This window comes from Brevibacillus schisleri (assembly GCF_055685845.1).
Window position 1 is genome coordinate 581,450 of the sequence record NZ_JBVNDM010000001.1, and the last position, 14,134, is coordinate 595,583.

16 protein-coding genes are annotated in these 14,134 nt (G+C 47.8%); 14 read left to right on the forward strand and 2 right to left on the reverse strand.

The window, feature by feature from the left end; translation table 11 throughout:
• The first annotated feature begins 534 nt into the window (after positions 1-534).
• The 12 genes from ACUUHJ_RS03040 (at position 535) to ACUUHJ_RS03095 (ending at position 11,801) form a co-directional block, all read left to right on the forward strand.
• Positions 535-1,824 carry an IS3 family transposase gene (locus tag ACUUHJ_RS03040; RefSeq protein WP_289673973.1) on the forward strand — a complete coding sequence of 430 codons (1,290 nt, stop codon included), beginning with the start codon at positions 535-537 and terminating at the stop codon, positions 1,822-1,824.
• Positions 1,825-2,207: 383 nt separating this feature from the next.
• The gene (locus ACUUHJ_RS03045) at positions 2,208-3,581 is read left to right on the forward strand and encodes a hypothetical protein (protein WP_289675964.1); all 1,374 of its coding nucleotides are present in this window, start codon (positions 2,208-2,210) and stop codon (positions 3,579-3,581) included.
• Between the two features lie 185 nt (positions 3,582-3,766).
• Positions 3,767-4,207: a hypothetical protein gene (locus tag ACUUHJ_RS03050; RefSeq protein WP_012684242.1), complete on the forward strand. Its 441-nt coding sequence runs from the start codon at positions 3,767-3,769 to the stop codon at positions 4,205-4,207.
• Between the two features lie 2 nt (positions 4,208-4,209).
• Positions 4,210-5,412 carry an alanine racemase gene (gene alr / locus ACUUHJ_RS03055; RefSeq protein ID WP_472298227.1) on the forward strand — a complete coding sequence of 401 codons (1,203 nt, stop codon included), beginning with the start codon at positions 4,210-4,212 and terminating at the stop codon, positions 5,410-5,412.
• 230 nt (positions 5,413-5,642) lie between these two features.
• Positions 5,643-5,942, forward strand: coding sequence for a CopG family ribbon-helix-helix protein (locus tag ACUUHJ_RS03060; protein ID WP_007721089.1), 300 nt, complete (start codon positions 5,643-5,645; stop codon positions 5,940-5,942).
• 3 nt (positions 5,943-5,945) lie between these two features.
• The gene (locus tag ACUUHJ_RS03065; RefSeq protein ID WP_005830205.1) at positions 5,946-6,296 is read left to right on the forward strand and encodes a type II toxin-antitoxin system PemK/MazF family toxin; all 351 of its coding nucleotides are present in this window, start codon (positions 5,946-5,948) and stop codon (positions 6,294-6,296) included.
• A gap of 208 nt (positions 6,297-6,504) precedes the next feature.
• The gene (locus ACUUHJ_RS03070; protein WP_016740786.1) at positions 6,505-6,933 is read left to right on the forward strand and encodes an anti-sigma regulatory factor; all 429 of its coding nucleotides are present in this window, start codon (positions 6,505-6,507) and stop codon (positions 6,931-6,933) included.
• Between the two features lie 5 nt (positions 6,934-6,938).
• The gene (locus ACUUHJ_RS03075) at positions 6,939-7,940 is read left to right on the forward strand and encodes a SpoIIE family protein phosphatase (RefSeq protein WP_472298228.1); all 1,002 of its coding nucleotides are present in this window, start codon (positions 6,939-6,941) and stop codon (positions 7,938-7,940) included.
• 23 nt (positions 7,941-7,963) lie between these two features.
• Positions 7,964-8,290: an anti-sigma factor antagonist gene (locus ACUUHJ_RS03080; RefSeq protein ID WP_012684246.1), complete on the forward strand. Its 327-nt coding sequence runs from the start codon at positions 7,964-7,966 to the stop codon at positions 8,288-8,290.
• On the forward strand, positions 8,290-8,784 hold the full coding sequence (gene rsbW / locus ACUUHJ_RS03085) for an anti-sigma B factor RsbW (protein WP_087345518.1): 495 nt from the start codon (positions 8,290-8,292) through the stop codon (positions 8,782-8,784). The genes ACUUHJ_RS03080 and rsbW overlap by 1 nt, the downstream gene beginning before the upstream one ends.
• Positions 8,753-9,541: an RNA polymerase sigma factor SigB gene (gene sigB, locus ACUUHJ_RS03090; protein ID WP_172142754.1), complete on the forward strand. Its 789-nt coding sequence runs from the start codon at positions 8,753-8,755 to the stop codon at positions 9,539-9,541. Before rsbW ends, sigB begins: the two co-directional genes overlap by 32 nt.
• A 97-nt stretch (positions 9,542-9,638) precedes the next feature.
• The gene (locus ACUUHJ_RS03095) at positions 9,639-11,801 is read left to right on the forward strand and encodes a Tex family protein (RefSeq protein WP_289675967.1); all 2,163 of its coding nucleotides are present in this window, start codon (positions 9,639-9,641) and stop codon (positions 11,799-11,801) included.
• Between the two features lie 25 nt (positions 11,802-11,826).
• Here the strand turns inward: ACUUHJ_RS03095 and cmpA are convergent, their stop codons facing one another.
• Positions 11,827-11,949 (reverse strand): cortex morphogenetic protein CmpA, encoded by a 123-nt coding sequence (gene cmpA / locus ACUUHJ_RS03100; RefSeq protein WP_012684250.1) that lies wholly within the window; start codon positions 11,947-11,949, stop codon positions 11,827-11,829.
• Between the two features lie 76 nt (positions 11,950-12,025).
• Positions 12,026-12,364: a hydrolase/acyltransferase gene (locus tag ACUUHJ_RS03105; protein WP_289675968.1), complete on the reverse strand. Its 339-nt coding sequence runs from the start codon at positions 12,362-12,364 to the stop codon at positions 12,026-12,028.
• A gap of 191 nt (positions 12,365-12,555) precedes the next feature.
• Between ACUUHJ_RS03105 and ACUUHJ_RS03110 the strand changes: the two genes are divergently transcribed.
• Positions 12,556-13,017 carry a SprT family protein gene (locus ACUUHJ_RS03110; protein ID WP_289675969.1) on the forward strand — a complete coding sequence of 154 codons (462 nt, stop codon included), beginning with the start codon at positions 12,556-12,558 and terminating at the stop codon, positions 13,015-13,017.
• A 96-nt stretch (positions 13,018-13,113) separates the two neighbouring features.
• Entirely contained in the window at positions 13,114-14,130 is a 1,017-nt protein-coding gene (thiL, locus tag ACUUHJ_RS03115) for a thiamine-phosphate kinase (protein WP_087345506.1), read from the forward strand.
• Positions 14,131-14,134: the final 4 nt, after the last annotated feature.

Consider the following 14,134-nt stretch of genomic DNA (forward strand, 5'->3'; position numbering starts at 1 on the left):
AGCGTGGGAGAGGGGACGGTGAATGCCGTCCTCTTTTGTTTTCGCATTAGAAAGTGGCTGTAGCGGAGGGGAAGAAGCGCATTTCCAGTCTACGCCCCGCTGTAGGTTGGACTGTCCGTTCCGAAATAAATGACGGGAGCGCTTCAAAAGTAGTCATCTCGATGAAGGATTCGCAGAGGTTGAAGCTGAAAACCCCCGTCATTTATTTCGAAACTGGGTCGGGCTCCAGAGGCGCTTGGACTGGAAATACACTTCTTCCCAAGCGGCTTTGTTCTACTATCTAAGAAAAATCCCCCCTGTTGAAACTCAAAGGATGATCTTCCTAAGTTTTTAAAGAATCGATGAACCCAAAAAGCTGGCGAAAAGAAAAAGCACAGGGCTCGCAGACTGATGAACTACTACCCGTTAGATGGACACTTTGAAAAAAGTGACCGTCTAACGGTTTTTTGTGTTTTAATCATCATTAACGAGAAATGAGTGGGGATATGTTAGATGAGTAAAAACAGAATAAGTTTTACGGAACATGAGATACATATGTTAGAAAAAAATCAAAATGTACTTCGAGTAACAGGGAAAAACATCACGTATTCTCCTATGTTCAAATTTACCGCTGTACAGGCATATCGAGAGGGACAAACGCCGATTGAGATATTTCTTCAGGCAGGTTTCCCCTTAGAAATAATGGGTCGTCATACACCAAAAAAATGCTTACATCGATGGAGAAAAGTATGTACGACTTTTGGTGAAGCTGGATTAATTGAGGAGCGCAGAGGCAAGGGGAGCACCGGTAGAAAGTCAGAGGGAGAATTATCAGCAAAAGAAAAACTGAGACGTGCTGAAGCACGAATTAGGCTTCTGGAAGCAGAGAACGAACTTTTAAAAAAGCTAGAAGCGCTCGAAAGACAAACCAATAAGACGTTATCGTCTCCCGAGCGCTTTCAGCTTATTAGCATAGTTCTTCGTAAACATGGCTTGAAGCGTGTAACCCGTTATCTATGCCAGATTGCTGAAGTGAGCTCAAGTGGCTATTATCGCTGGTGTAGTGCTGAGGAACAGCGACAAATTCGAGAAGAAGCCGACGAACGAGACTTCCTGCTCATCAAGGAGCATTTCGAAACTCGAAAAGGGAGAGCAGGAGTGCTGGTCATTAAAATGAGATTGGAGCGAATGAACGGTGTCGTGATGAATCATAAAAAGATTCGTCGTCTTATGCAAAAGTTTAAGCTAGTCACTCTTATTCGGAAAGCGAATCCGTATCGAAAAATGGCCAAGGCTACTCAGGAACACCGCACATGCCCAAACCTACTTAAACGTCAGTTTGATCAAGGTATACCCGAGAAGGTTCTACTTACTGACATTACTTATTTGCGCTATGGTACTGGTCAATGGGCATATTTGTCTTGCGTAAAAGATGGGGCGACCAAACAGATTTTGGCACACTATCTGTCTTCGACATTGGAGTTATCACTAGTGAAACGGACACTAGACTTATTAATCAAACGATTGGACGGTAACGTCCATCCTGATGCTATTTTTCATTCGGATCAAGGAATGCACTACACTCATCTTACAACGAGGCGCCTTATTGCTGAGGCTGGTTTTAAGCAGTCGATGTCTCGCAAAGGTAACTGCTGGGACAACGCTTCAATGGAATCGTTCTTCGGTCATATGAAAGACGAACTCGAATATAAGGACTGTGTTTCACTTCAAGAGTTGCGTCAACGCGTCAACGAATATGTAACCTATTACAATTCAGAGCGTTATCAGTGGACATTAAAAAAGATGACTCCTGATGAAACCAGGAATCATCTCATTGCTGCTTAATTTGCAACAGGCTCTTTTTAAATACTGTCTATTTCTAGGGGAGTAGTTCAGACCTTGACAACGCCTACCCAGTCGGAACTCCAAAAAGGGGACCACGCTTGTCGAACACTTCCTCCCTGAGAAACTTCCGCCCGTAGGGTGGCTTTGGATCGACGGTCCCCTTTTTGGAGTGGAGACGGCCAGTGAATCCCCCCAGTTGGCGTGTCAGAGTCGAAGAGAACTGTGCTTTTTCTTTTCCTCCACTATGTTGACATAGTTTTCTACGATTTTCCCTCAAGTTTTCCTTTTTTCTCAAACGGGAATCTAAAAATACCCATGTACACTTGGTCTTGTAACAAAGAACAAGCACACTACACGAGCATAGACGAAAGGGTTGAGTGTATATGTTTAGCAAAACGAAAATGGGAATGCTGATGGGTACGATGGCAGTAGTTTTGAGTCTGGGTAGCATAGGCGGAGCAATGGCAGCCGATTCAGCTAAACCAACTTCATTGAATAAACCCGTAGAAGTAAAATTCAAAACCGGCAAGATGGGCCACCACGGTGGGATGGGCTTCAAAGAAAATAAAGAGCTGCTCTCGCTGTTAAAGCTGGATGCTGACAAGCTGAAAGAAGAGCTTGCGGCAGGGAAAACACTCGCAGCGATTGCAAAAGCCCAAGGAGTTGACACTGCAGATGTCGTGGCACTTCTGGTTGACCAGCAAGAGGCCAAACTGAAGGAAGCAGTAGCAGCAGGCAAGCTCACGCAGGAGCAGGCAGATAAGCTGTCTGAAAATCTGAGCGACCGCGTAAAAGAACAGGTAGAAAACTCGAAACCGGATAAAGGCTTCGGCAGAGGAGGCTTCATCGGTGGCTTCGAGAAAAACGAAGAACTGCTGTCTCTCTTGAAGCTGGATGCCGATAAACTCCAAGAAGAACTGAAAGCCGACAAATCGCTGGCTACAATTGCAGAAGCCCAAGGCGTATCTGTGGATGATCTGGTGGCTCTGTTGGTAAAACAACAGGAAACCAAGCTAAAAGAGGCAGTAGCGGCAGGCAAGCTCACTCAGGAGCAAGCCGACAAGATGAATGAAAAAGCGAGCGAACGAGTAAAAGAAATGGTGCAAAATACGCGTCACGGACGTGGACCGGGTAGAGAAATGGGCTTCGAGAAAAACGAAGAACTGCTGTCTCTCTTGAAGCTGGATGCCGATAAACTCCAAGAAGAACTGAAAGCCGACAAATCGCTGGCTACAATCGCAGAGACCCAAGGCGTATCCGTGGATGATCTGGTGGCTCTGTTGGTAAAACAACAGGAAGCCAAGCTGAAAGAGGCGGTAACCGCCGGGAAACTGACACAGCAACAAGCCGACAAAATGAATGAGAATGCCAGTGAGCGAGTAAAAGAAATGGTGCAAAATACGCATCATGGACGTGGACCAGGTAAAGGAATGGGTATCGAGAAAAATGAAGAACTGCTGTCCCTCCTCAAGCTGGATGCAGACAAGCTGAAGGAAGAGCAAAAAGCAGGAAAATCGTTGGCGACTATCGCTAAGGAGCAAGGTGTAGAAGTGGATGACGTTATCAAGCTCTTGGTAGGTCAGCACGAAACCAAGCTAAAAGAAGCAGTTAAGGCAGGCAAGCTCACACAAGAGCAAGCTGACAAGCGCAGCGAGGAATTGACTGCGATGGTGCAAAAGATGGTGGATGGCAGCTTTGAAAAAGTCGTTTTCCCGAGACATGAAAAAGAGAAAAAAGACCAGAAGGAAACTATGTAGAAAAGTCAGGCAGGTGGGAGTTACTCCCATCTGCTTTTCTATTTTCTCGGGATTGGTCGATGTGCGTCGATTTGCACATAAAAACCAACGTGCGAATGAGGTGAAAGGACAATCCGCGAATTGACACAAAGCGGGAAAACACGATACATTCAGAGTAACTTATTGAATGAGGTGGCATGCTTTACATGAAGAAACCGTCTAACGAAGTTTTGTACCAGGAAGCATCGACCTACAAAGACATGCTCCTGCGAAAAAGCTGGAAAATGCGCATTAACGAGACTGTCATGTTTGTGCTGGGGATGATGATTCTCGCTCAATTTTTCCCGACCAATGACACGAGATTCAAGGTCCTTGTTTTCGCCATTGCCATTGCTGTTGTTGGATTGTCTCCGTTTATGTACAAATCGGTATTGCGTCCGGTGTACAAGCTGACCAAGACCCACCTGATTATCTCCTTGTCAGGACAGGAAAAGAGCTACCCGCTATCTGAAGTCGAGCAAATTTATGAAGGCCGTCATTTTTATCTCGTAGGCGGCAAAAAGGAATCCCTGATGGTTTCCAGGCAATTTCTCAGTCATTTGAATGAACGCTTGTTTTACTATAAAAAAGGGAACAAGAGGAGATAGAAATGAAATCGTTTTGTCGTGACACTTGGGTAGAGGTTGATTTGGATGCCATCCGGGCGAACCTCGAGACATTCAAACGCCATTTGCCAGAAAAAACGGGTATTATGGCTGTTGTGAAAGCAGACGGGTATGGTCATGGTGCTGTCCATGTTGGAAAAGAAGCGTTGGCAAGCGGTGCAGATTCACTTGCAGTCGCATTGCTCGATGAAGCGCTTATTTTGCGGAGGGCAGGGATCACAGCACCGATTTTAGTGTTGGGATACACACCTGTCGAGTCCATTGTCACTGCAAGCGAGCTGGAAGTGGAGTTAACTGCTTACAGCGTCGAATGGATCACGGAAGCGAACGACATTCTTCAGAAAAACGATCACAAGCCTGTCGGGATTCATGTGAAGACCGATACGGGGATGGGACGTTTGGGCGTTCGAACAAAGGAAGATTTGCTTGCGGTTGTAAGTGCCCTTGAAGAATGCTCGAAGCTTAAGTGGACAGGCATTTTTACTCATTTTGCCTGCGCGGATGAACCAGATACAACCCATGTGCGACGACAACACGACTTGTTTCAATCCTTTTTGCAAGCACTGCGTGAAGCAAATAAAACATTGCCGACCGTTCATTGCTGCAATACGGCTGCGGCTATCGCATTTCCCGATTGGGGGTATGATACGATTCGTTTAGGCATAGGTTTATACGGATTGTATCCTTCTTTGTACATGAAAGAACGTGCGGATGTTATTCTTGCCCCCGCGCTGTCGCTCAAGACTAGAATTGCCCACGTGAAGAAGGCAGATGAGCCATTTACGGTCAGCTATGGTGCTACGTATACAGCACAGCCTGATGAGTGGATTGCAACGCTGCCAATTGGATACGCAGATGGCTATTCTCGCCTTTTGTCCAACCGCGGTGAGGTGTTGTACAATGGATCGCGCTACCCGATTGCAGGTAGAGTTTGCATGGACCAAATCATGGTCAGCCTGAATTCGACAGAAGCAGCGGTCAATGATGAGGTCGTCTTGTATGGTAAGCAGGGTGACGAGGAAATCTCCTTGGATGAAATTGCCGATTTGCTGGGAACAATCAATTACGAGGTTCCTTGTATGCTGAATTACCGAATTCCGCGCCTTTATTTGCGCGATCAGAAGGTAACGGACGTATTTCACCCATTGACGATGAAGCACTCGTCCCAGGGAAATGTAAATATCTAGCAGGGAGAATCAGCAGGAATTTTCCCGTGGAACACGAATACTAGTTAAGCGAAAAAGCTGGCTTTTTTGGGTAAACGAAGTCTTCACCTGCACCTTTGGATTGTTTACACTCACGTTTTCTCACCGAAAAAGCGCACAGTAGGTATATTTTTGCAATGGATTCGACATAATGGTATTGTTCATATTGGCTGTTCTTTCTAGAACCAGCATAGCGGATGGAAGTTACGGTCATGGTTGGAGGTGGATTTGTCTTGTCGAAGTCAAACACGAAACGCATCATGATCAGCTTGCCACAACACTTGCTTCAGGAAGTGGATGGCGTTATTCAAAAGGAAAAATCCAATCGCAGCGAGTTTATTCGTCAAGCGATGCATTTGTATTTGAAAGAGCGAAAAAAACGCACAATCCGTGAGACCATGCAAAAAGGGTACATGGAGATGGCGAAGATCAATCTGAATATGGCATCGGAGGCTTTTGGCGCTGAAGAAGAGGCTGACCATACTCTTGTCCGCTTAGTTAGCGGGGTGTGACTGGTGATTGTCAAACGTGGCGATGTGTTTTTCGCGGACCTGTCCCCGGTCGTTGGCTCTGAGCAAGGAGGCGTACGGCCTGTTTTAGTCATTCAAAACGACATTGGAAATCGATTTAGTCCGACGGTCATCGTCGCAGCCATTACGGCGCAGATTCAAAAGGCGAAGCTGCCTACGCATGTGGAAATTGACGCAAAAACTTATGGATTTGATCGTGACTCCGTTATTCTGTTGGAACAAATACGAACCATTGACAAACAACGTCTAACTGATAAAATTACGCATCTCGATGACGAGATGATGGATCGGGTTAATGAATCCTTGCAAATCAGTTTAGGACTCATTGATTTTTAACGTGTGAAAAAAGAACAGATTATTTGATAGGAAAAGCCACTTGAGTGAAGCAAGTGGTTTTTTGCTGTCAGATTTGCAGGGATTTCGTGGGTGTACATCGAACTGTTCGAAAAGAGAATATAAGACAAAATGTGACACAATATGATTTATTTTTCGAGGTAGAGAAAAAACTCATTTCTACCTACCAAGCGAGGCGGAAGGGGTTTTTTTGGTTGTGGCAGACTATTCTCCTGAGACAATCAATATAGAACAAGAATCAGACATCGTGACGGCGCGGCAAGTGGGACGAAATATGTCGAAGCTGTTTGGCTTTGGCACGATCACGCAGTCCCGCATCGCCACGTCAATCTCTGAATTAGCTCGCAACATTTATTTGTATGCGGGTACGGGGACGATAACCATTTCGCCGATTGAGCGCGAAGGAATGATTGGCTTGCAAATAACAGCAAATGACAGCGGTCCAGGGATTCCTGATATTCGCCAGGCATTAGATGATGGCTATTCGACTTCGGGTGCCCTCGGAGCCGGATTGCCGGGTGTCAGGCGCATGATGGATGAATTCGAGATCCACAGTACCCTGGGAGAAGGGACGCGTGTCGTTGTTGTGAAGTGGAGCGATCAAGCAAAGGAGGAATGAGATAGATGGTAACCCGGAGCTTCCAAGAAGAGTATGTAAAAATTCTTCGGGATTACCTGAGTGCTCAAGGGGAGGACCAGCTTTACGGAGCCCAGCAGTTGGGCAAATGGATGCTTTCTCAAGATATTTCACCAGAAGAAATAACTGATTTGCATGCGCAAGCGCTTGAGCAGCTCGGGGAAGTGCCAGATTTTGTGCGCTCCTCCTTCTCCATTTTGACAGAGGTCATGATCGAATATGGGAACGAGCACCGATCCGTAAATAGCTGGCGCAATCGCCATCAGCAGATGGAATCAGAAATAGCCGTGGCGAAAGCGATGCAGCAATCACTTCTGCCAAGTGAGGTTCCGGTCTATTCAGAACTGGAGATTGGCGTAGTGAGTATTGCTGCGAAACAAATCTCGGGCGACTATTACGACTTCATTGAGCAAAGTGAAGGGCGTTTTGGTGTCGCCATAGCAGACATTACCGGAAAAGGAATGCCTGCTGCGATGTGTATGTCGATGGTGAAATATGCGATAGACAGCCTTGGACAAATGGAGCTGGGTCCCGATGAAATGCTGCACCATATAAACCGGATCGTGGGAAGAAATATTGATCCGAGCATGTTTGTGACGATGATGTTTGGCAGTTATGACTCGAAGGAGCACTGTTTCCGTTATGCCATGGCAGGACACGAGCCAGGATTTTTGTACCGGTCGGCCGAAGGAAAGTTTTACGATCTTGAAGGACGAGGGAATGCACTCGGTTTATGCCCAAACAGTGAATACGAGGTTCAGGAGATTCGTTTAGAAATGAATGATGTTCTGATTCTTCTGACGGATGGTGTAACAGAATGCAAAAATAACCGATATTATTTGCAAAGGGAAGAGCTTGTACACCATTTGCAAAAAGAGGTTGGCGAATCTGCCCAAAAGATGGCAAACGGCCTGTACAATAGACTGCTTCTGCTCTCCCAGTTTAACCTGCTGGATGATTACACCATGATTGTACTTCGAAGAACTTAAGCAACGTACGGGGGGAGACGCAGATGGACCTGCTAATTCAGACAACGAGCCTTGAAACTGAGCACCGAGTGGTCCTTGGTGGAGATATTGATGCTTTTACAGCACCGAAAGTAAAGGAAACACTCATGTCACTCGTCACCAAGCCGGACATCAATCACATTACGGTTGATTTGGAAGCAGTAGAATACATGGACAGTACCGGAATCGGAATTTTCATCGGGATTATGAAAGAGTGCTTCCAAAGAAATAGAACATTTGAGGTGCACAAAATGTCTCCGCGTGTGGAAAGGCTATTTCGCATCACTGGCTTATACGATCATATTGCCATCCGCAAAGGAGAGAGCGAGTAATGGGTCCAAATCGACCTCAGGCAGACGTGATTCAATTGACTCTGCCAAGCAAGGCGGAGTATTTGGGAGTTGCACGTCTGACTGTATCCGGTATAGCCAACCGTATGGGCTTTTCTTATGAAGAGATTGAGGATATCAAGCTTGCCGTCGGAGAAGCATGCACCAATGTAGTAAGACATGCATACAAGGAAACAGAGAATCCTGGCTCCATTCATATCCAATGCCACGTTTATGGTGATCGGTTGATGATCGAGGTAAGCGATCAGGGCGTTGGATTTTCGAATGAGCTCATTGCTGAGCAACTGACGCCGATTTATGCAGGGAAAAGCCTTGAGGATTTGGATGAGGGCGGGCTTGGGCTCTATCTCATTCACACGCTTATGGATGAGGTGGAGACTCGCTCTGAATCAGGAGTAGTAGTCTCCATGACCAAGTATGTTCGGCAGGATGGGGTGGCTGGCAATGACTGGACAATCTCGGAAGCAGAAATATAGTCCAGAGGAGTTGAAGGAGCTCATCCACCTGTATGGTGAAACAAAAGATCCTACGATACAGGAACAACTGGTGAGGGCCTATACTCCTCTTGTGGAATCGTTAGCGAAGAAGTTTGTTCGCGGACAAGTCATGTATGAAGACCTCGTGCAAGTCGGATTAATCGGCCTGCTTGCTTCCTTTCGTCGGTTCGACCCTAGCTTTGAGCGGACATTTGAGAGCTTTGCGATTCCGACTATCGTGGGTGAGATTAAGCGCTATATTCGGGACAAGACATGGAGTGTCTATGTTCCGCGCAGGGTAAAGGAACTGAGTCCCAAGATCAAACGAGTGGTCGATGAGCTCACGATCAAGCTACAGCGTTCTCCCCAAATTGCAGACATTGCCAACAGCCTCGGCGTTTCTGAGGAAGCGATTCTAGAGACATTGGAGATGGGGCGCAGCTATCATTCTCTCTCTATGGACAGCGAGCTGGAAGCAGATCTGGACGGCAACACCATTTCTTTACTCGACCTAGTAGGGACGACGGAAGAAGGGTACGGAGCAGTCGAGCAGAATCTGATGCTGGAGCGGGCCCTGCAAATTTTGGATCACCGCGAAAAAGAAATCATTCAATTAACTTTTTATCAAAATTTGAGTCAGAAGCAAGCGGGGGACATCATGGGGATGTCGCAGATGCATATTTCCCGTCTTCAGCGCAGGGCGTTGGGCAAGCTGAGAGAAGCATTGAGAGTGGAACAGCTGGAAACCGCGACGTAGAGGGGCCAAGTGGCTCCTCTTTTTTCTTTCCTTTTTCCAGTCCTTGTTAGCAAATGTGGTACAATAAACGACGAAGAATGAGCGCAGGAGGACAGGTATGGAGCTTACGTTGATGATCCAGACAATCGCCCAAGATACGGGTGTCAAACCTCACCAGGTGGAGCGCACGGTTGCCCTCCTGGATGAAGGAAATACGGTTCCTTTTATTGCCCGCTACCGCAAAGAAATGACGGGGCAGCTAGATGAAACACAAATTCGAGCGATTGAGGAACGCGTTCGCTATTTACGCAACCTGTCAGTGCGGAAGGAAGAAGTCGTTCGGCTCATCGATGAGCAAGGCAAGCTGACGGACGAGCTGCGCGCAGCTATTGAGCGTGCGACAAAGCTGCAAGAGGTAGAGGACCTGTACCGCCCTTACCGACAAAAACGCCGCACGCGTGCAACCATGGCTAAGGAGAAGGGACTAGAGCCACTTGCCAACTACCTCATGAGTTTACCGAAAACCGGGAATCCGCAAGAAGAAGCAAAAACATATATCAACCCGGAAAAAGGCGTTGAGACGACTGAGCAAGCTCTGCAAGGAGCAATGGACATCGTGGCGGAAATTCTGTCTGATGACCCGGAAATTCGCCAATGGGTTCGTCAACGCTCCGTGCAAAAAGGATTGCTTCTGACGGAGCAAAAAGCCGAAGAAGCAGACGAGAAAAATGTATACCAAATGTATTACGCATATAGTGAGCCTCTGAAAAAGGTCGTTCCCCATCGGGTACTGGCTATTAATCGGGGAGAAAACGAAGGCATTTTGAAGGTTTCCATTGAAGCGCCTGTCGCCGAGATTTTGGCTTGGATGCAAAAACGCACCATTCCGCGTGATACAGTTGCCCGCGATCTGCTGACATTGACAGTTGAGGACGCGTATAAGCGCCTGATCGCCCCTTCTATTGAACGAGAGGTGCGCGCCGAGCTGACAGAGGCAGCCGAGGAACGTGCTATTCACATCTTTGCAGAAAACCTGCGCAATTTACTGCTTCAACCACCTGTAAAAGGCAAAGTCGTCCTTGGGGTAGATCCAGCGTTTCGGACAGGCTGTAAGCTCGCTGTTGTAGACGAAACCGGGAAACTGCTCGAGGTTGCCGTCGTTTATCCGACTCCTCCGGCCAATAAAGTGGCAGAAGCCACAGTGAAAGTGAAGCAGATGATCGAAACCTATGGGGTTACGGTTGTCGCGATTGGGAACGGTACTGCTTCGCGCGAGACAGAACAGTTCATTGCCACGCTACTGAAAGAGCTGAAGCGAGAGGTGATGTATATCATCGTGAACGAGGCAGGAGCATCCGTGTATTCTGCATCGGCCTTGGCCAAGGAAGAATTCCCTGACCTGGATGTAGCAGAGCGAAGTGCGGCATCAATCGCGCGACGTTTGCAAGACCCGCTTGCTGAGTTGGTCAAAATCGATCCAAAGTCCGTCGGAGTTGGTCAGTACCAGCATGATGTTTCCCAATCGAGACTGGCAGACAGTCTGCAGTTTGTGGTTGAGTCTGCCGTAAACCATGTCGGGGTAGATGTGAATACGGCTTCTCCTTCGCTCTTGCAGTATGTATCAGGGATCAGCCGTCAAGTGGCGGGGAATATCGTGAAAAAACGGGAAGAGATCGGGATGTTCACGGAGCGCTCTCAGCTAAAGGCGGTTCCTCGCTTGGGTGCCAAAACGTACGAGCAGTGTATCGGATTTCTGCGCGTGATGGATGGAGCGAATCCACTGGATAAAACACCGATTCACCCGGAATCGTACGAGGCGACTCACCAGCTACTGTCGATGCTGGGCATTAGCGCTCAGGAGATCGGCAGTGAGAACTGCAAGGAACGCGTGCAGTCTTTGGATGTAAAAGAGACTGCTGCGAAGCTTGGGATTGGCGAGCCCACATTGCAAGACATTGTAGACAGTCTCTTGCGTCCTGGTCGTGATCCACGAGACGAGCTGCCAAAACCACTCTTGCGAAGTGATGTCCTCCAGCTCTCTGATCTGAGTGTGGGCATGAAGCTGCAAGGTACCGTGCGCAACGTGGTCGACTTCGGAGCTTTTGTGGATATCGGTCTGAAAAACGACGGACTCGTGCACATTTCCCGTTTGAAGAAGGGCTTTGTGAAGCATCCGCTTGAAGTGGTGACTGTTGGCGATATCGTAGATGTATGGGTGGTAGAAATTGACGAGAAACGTCAGCGTGTAGGGATGACCATGATTGCTCCAACAGAAGGATAAGAATGAACTAAAAGGCGGCCTCCTGTCAGTCAGGACGGCCGCCATTTTTTTCTAAATATAAAAACCAGCAACTGTTGAGCACACGGATTTGGCGAACGTCCTTCCCATTAAAGGCACGTTGCAACTGCCTGCGCATCCATTGTGGCATGAAAGTACCTCCTGGAGAGATTCGTCTATAGGCAATGTATGCGCCAAGACGAGCAGGAGGTGCCTAGAATTTTCATTTACTCTTCTTCTTCGTGTAAATACTCCAATTGGGCTTGCAGGGCACGAATCTCAGTTAATAAAGAGATGAGCGGATACTCGGTTTCTTGTAAGGCAGCGAAACGGCGCTCCAGACCACTGACGTACTCTAAACCATCCACGATTGAAAGCTCGCTTCCTAACCGTTCCACATCCGCACAGTCTGCCAGAACCTTAGGCAATTCTGGACGTTCTGTGATCGTCAACTTGTCAATTTCCTTGTAAAGTCGTTTCAATAGAGCGATTAATTGGTACATATGCGTTTCGGGCAACGAGACAAACTGTAATCCGTCACTGGACTGCAACAACAAATAGCGCATGAGCTCCTCCACCATTCTGTCTACCGTTTATTTGTGAAAAACGTCTAGACGTTTTTCATTAAACAGGATATGACCGCATGCGGTCGGGAATAAACGATCAAAACCGTTTATTTGCACTCAGTGTAGCCTATCTGTCTGGAACTTTTCAACTGGAACTGCTATGGTGAAAAGAAGGAAGCGGAGGAGATGAGATGACCGATACGGAACTGCAAATGCTGGTAGAGCAAATATCCAGCGAATTTTTTGCCAAGCCCTTTCGCCATCAGGCCCGCTTTAACAGCAGATTGCGCACGACTGGCGGAAGGTACTTGCTGCGCTCGCATGACATTGAATTGAACCCGAAGCATTTGCAGGAGCATGGGGTAGAGGAATTGATTGCGATCATTAAGCATGAGCTTTGCCATTATCATTTACACATAGAAAAGAGAGGGTATCGTCACGCTGATCGGGATTTTCAACTGCTTCTGCATCACGTGGGAGGAAGCCGATACTGTCAACAGGTAGGAAGCGGCCGGACGACCCTGCCTTATCGCTACGAGTTGGTTTGCAAGGAATGTGGCATGAGCTACAAACGCAAACGAAAGATGAATCCGAGCCGCTATCGTTGCGGGCGTTGCAAAGGAAAGCTGCTGTTGCGTGAGCTAACGATGTGAATAGCGAGAGGCGTTGGCTTTCTTGCGCGTCTTTTGACAGCAGGAGTATAATGAACAGACGAAAAATGTTTTCCGCGAAGAAAAGGAGCGTTTGAAGTGGCACACGACGAATTTTCCCTGATCCGGCAATGGACGAGTCGTTCTGCGGGGCAGGAAGGGAACGGTTTGACCGTCGGGATAGGGGATGATGCCGCTGTCTTCTCCCCAGCGCCAGAAATGGAAGTCGTGGCCTGCTGCGATGCGATGGTGGAGACGGTTCATTTTTTGAAGAAAACGATGAATCCTAGTGATATCGGATATAAGGCTGTTATCAGCAATGTGAGCGATGTAGCAGCGATGGGCGGGGTTGCCCGGTATGCGCTTGTCAGTATCGCGGTAAGTCCGCAATGGACGCCTGACGAATGCCAGCAAATCTATGAAGGTATTTACGAGGCTTGTCAGGCATATGGGGTTCGTGTCATTGGTGGCGATACCGTTTCTGCGCCTGATGCCCTACACTTGAGTGTTACCGTACTGGGTGAGGTAGAAAAAGGGCGCGCCATTCGCCGCTCACAAGCAAAGCCTGGACAGCTTGTTTTTGTTACAGGGCATGTCGGAACTTCCGCAGCAGGACTACATCTTCTCCTGCAAGGCGAGACTGCTGAAAGAGGCGTCTCTGTACCTTGGGAGACATTGATGGATGCCCATCAGCGTCCCGTTGCCCAAATAAAGGCGGGCAGACTGCTGCTGGAATCAGGGGCATGCAGTGCGCTGAATGATGTAAGTGATGGACTTGCCTCAGAGCTGTGGGAGATTGCTGAGGCCAGTGGCGTATCGATTTTGGTCGATGCTGCAACGGTACCGATCCATGACGAAGTTCGGGAGTATGCACGGCACGTAGAGAAAGATCCGCTGGAATGGGCTTTTTATGGCGGTGAAGATTATCAATTGGTCGGAACACTTGCGAAAAGTCACTACGAAGCCGTAAGCAAGCAATTTGCCGCTAGTGGTGTACCGTTTACTGTCATCGGTGAGGTGGTAGAAAAAAGGCATGAACCAGAATTGATGCTTCAGCGCGATGATCAACAGCTCCCGTTGCCCAAAGCGGGATTCAACCATTTTAGGAGTGGATGAAAGA

Coding starts and splice junctions, on each gene's coding strand:
- ACUUHJ_RS03040 (WP_289673973.1), top strand. CDS start 535: ATGTTAGAAAAAAATCAAAATGTACTTCGAGTAACAGGGAAAAACATC.
- ACUUHJ_RS03045 (WP_289675964.1), top strand. CDS start 2,208: ATGTTTAGCAAAACGAAAATGGGAATGCTGATGGGTACGATGGCAGTA.
- ACUUHJ_RS03050 (WP_012684242.1), top strand. CDS start 3,767: ATGAAGAAACCGTCTAACGAAGTTTTGTACCAGGAAGCATCGACCTAC.
- alr (WP_472298227.1), top strand. CDS start 4,210: ATGAAATCGTTTTGTCGTGACACTTGGGTAGAGGTTGATTTGGATGCC.
- ACUUHJ_RS03060 (WP_007721089.1), top strand. CDS start 5,643: ATGGTTGGAGGTGGATTTGTCTTGTCGAAGTCAAACACGAAACGCATC.
- ACUUHJ_RS03075 (WP_472298228.1), top strand. CDS start 6,939: ATGGTAACCCGGAGCTTCCAAGAAGAGTATGTAAAAATTCTTCGGGAT.
- ACUUHJ_RS03080 (WP_012684246.1), top strand. CDS start 7,964: ATGGACCTGCTAATTCAGACAACGAGCCTTGAAACTGAGCACCGAGTG.
- rsbW (WP_087345518.1), top strand. CDS start 8,290: ATGGGTCCAAATCGACCTCAGGCAGACGTGATTCAATTGACTCTGCCA.
- sigB (WP_172142754.1), top strand. CDS start 8,753: ATGACTGGACAATCTCGGAAGCAGAAATATAGTCCAGAGGAGTTGAAG.
- ACUUHJ_RS03095 (WP_289675967.1), top strand. CDS start 9,639: ATGGAGCTTACGTTGATGATCCAGACAATCGCCCAAGATACGGGTGTC.
- cmpA (WP_012684250.1), bottom strand. CDS start 11,949: ATGCCACAATGGATGCGCAGGCAGTTGCAACGTGCCTTTAATGGGAAG.
- ACUUHJ_RS03105 (WP_289675968.1), bottom strand. CDS start 12,364: ATGCGCTATTTGTTGTTGCAGTCCAGTGACGGATTACAGTTTGTCTCG.
- ACUUHJ_RS03110 (WP_289675969.1), top strand. CDS start 12,556: ATGACCGATACGGAACTGCAAATGCTGGTAGAGCAAATATCCAGCGAA.